The organism is Acetatifactor sp., from assembly GCF_982438285.1.
This window is the reverse complement of record NZ_CEWDFQ010000425.1, coordinates 1-2,233: the sequence shown is the minus strand read 5'-3', so window position 1 is coordinate 2,233 and position 2,233 is coordinate 1. Positions and strand designations below refer to the sequence as shown.

The following is a 2,233-nucleotide window of genomic DNA, read 5'->3' as shown; positions in this document are numbered from 1 at the left end:
AAGTTATAAAAGAAATAATACAAAAGTGCAAAAATAAGCAATACCCACCATTTGCTTTTTAACTGTGGGCGGTATAATCCAATCCACTTAAAAAATCCAGTTTCTTTTCTATGTCTAAAAAACCACCAGGCAACAGGCACTATACAAAATACTATCAAATTTACAATCGTTGTTGATATACTTGATGTAATCAGCTCTAACATGAAATCCTCCCAACTTCCAATTTCTTCTTAATTCACAACTTCGCTATTTTTTCTGTTATCTTTCACCGAATGATTAAAAGATTGCCTTGCAAAAAGGCGCCCCGGAAACATATGATGTTTCCGGGGCGCCTTTGCCAGTAAGCTGAAAATGGGACTCGAACCCACGACCCCTTCATTACGAGTGAAGTGCTCTACCAACTGAGCTATTTCAGCACCTAGCATAAAGCTGTAAAAGGGGAATTGGTTGCAATTGCTTTTGCAACTAAGTGTATTATATCGGGTTTGGCTTTTTTTTGCAACCATAAATTTATTATTTTTTACAAAAAGTACCGCCAATAATGACAATTATCGACAATCTCCGAAAAAAGCCTTTACCAAAAGCTCTTTAGCGAGCTCCCTTGTCATAGATAACCCCCAGAGCTCTAGGCGCTCCGTTCTGTTTTGAGAAGAAAATCAGAAGCAAGAGAGTAAGCACATAAGGCAGTATCATCACCAAGTCCTGAAAGCTGCTGGGCATCTGCAAAACCTGTACCAGGCGGTATCCGCCGGAACGGGCAAAGCCGAATAAAAGGCAGGCCGCCAGAGTGGGAAGAATTTTCCAGTTTCCAAAAATCAAGGCAGCAATGGCCAGATAGCCATATCCCACATAAATATTAGAGGAAAAATTGGCGGAGATGGAATAGGCAAAGCAGATTCCGCCCAGGCCGGACAAAGCACCGGATATGATAATGGCAGCCAGACGGATTTTTCCCACATTTCTTCCGGCGGCATCCACAGCATGGGGATTATCTCCGCAGGCCCGCAGATGCATGCCGAATCTGGTCTTGTACATCACAAACCAGGATAAAAAAGCCACCAGCACAATGACGATCTCAAAAGGATACAGATTGGTAAAAACAGCTCCCAGCACAGGAATCTCCGAAAGGAACGGCACCGTAATCCGGGAGGACACCGTCAGCACAAACTTATCCGAGGCTGCCCCAAAAAAGATACGGTTGAAAAGCTTTGTCAGATAGGCGGTAAGCGCCATAGCCAGAATATTTACCACCACACCGCTGATTACCTGGTTTGCCTTAAATTTCAGGCAAAGCAGGGCATGAATCAAAGCAAAGGCGCCTCCTCCGATCACGGAAAAAGCCATGGCAATATAGAAGGGGACGGGAGAATTGCCGGCAAAGCTTCCCGACACAAGCACCGCAGCGAAGGCGCCTGTAAAGGCCCCAAACCCCTGCAGGCCTTCCACTGCCAGCATGGTTACACCTGATTTTTCGCAGTAGATGCCGCCGATGGCCATAATAAACAGGGGAAGGGCGAAGGATAGTCCGTCTATAATGATAATGTTCATATTTTCCTCTCATTCTGCCGCGCAGGCGGCTTTGTAATCAGATGGAACTTTGTTCTGCCTTTTTCGCATCCAAAGTATTTCTTCTATGTTCCATTTTCCACTTGATATACACATTGCAGGCGCTGAACAAAAGAATGATGCCGGTGATTACAGATGCAATCTCCGAATCCACCCCAGCCGCCGACTTCATATAGGTGCTGCCCTTGCCGATCAAGGTAATCAGCATCGTTGAGAAAATAATACCCACCGGGTGGTTGTTTCCCAAAAGGGAAACCGCAATGGCATCAAAACCTGTGCTGATCAGCACCTTTGGCTGAATGGACCCTACATATCCAAGATAATAGGTGACTCCTGCCAGTCCGGCCAGGGCCCCCGATATGGTCATGGACAGCACCATGCTTCTCCCCACGTTAATTCCGGCATATTTTGCCGCGCTTCGGGAATATCCCACAGCCTTCAGCTCGTAGCCCAGCCTTGTCTTGGCCAGAAGAAACCACACCAAAAACACAGCCAGAAGAGCAATGACAATTCCCAGCGGAATGTCCAGCTTCAAATTTCCCACCGGCGTGTTCATCAATGTCAGTCTCGCCGCATCGGAAACCTCTCTTGACTGTCTGGAGACCGGGTCCACAAAATAAGTATTGATAAAAAAGCTTATGACATACTGGAAAATATAATTTAGCAT

General features: G+C 45.9%; 2 protein-coding genes, 1 tRNA gene and 1 pseudogene. All 4 read right to left on the bottom strand.

Annotated elements, in window-relative coordinates; translation table 11 throughout:
* Positions 1-203, bottom strand: a pseudogene (locus AC1WIP_RS14860) (CPBP family intramembrane glutamic endopeptidase); the annotation flags it as partial.
* Between the two features lie 140 nt (positions 204-343).
* Positions 344-416, bottom strand: a tRNA-Thr gene (locus AC1WIP_RS14855).
* A 172-nt stretch (positions 417-588) separates the two neighbouring features.
* Positions 589-1,548, bottom strand: a complete 960-nt coding sequence (locus AC1WIP_RS14850) for an ABC transporter permease (RefSeq protein WP_318708997.1) — start codon at positions 1,546-1,548, stop codon at positions 589-591.
* A 37-nt stretch (positions 1,549-1,585) separates the two neighbouring features.
* A partial coding sequence (locus tag AC1WIP_RS14845; protein ID WP_481142560.1) for an ABC transporter permease occupies positions 1,586-2,233 on the bottom strand: 648 nt, incomplete at its 5' end.

Coding starts and splice junctions, on each gene's coding strand:
- AC1WIP_RS14850 (WP_318708997.1), bottom strand. CDS start 1,548: ATGAACATTATCATTATAGACGGACTATCCTTCGCCCTTCCCCTGTTT.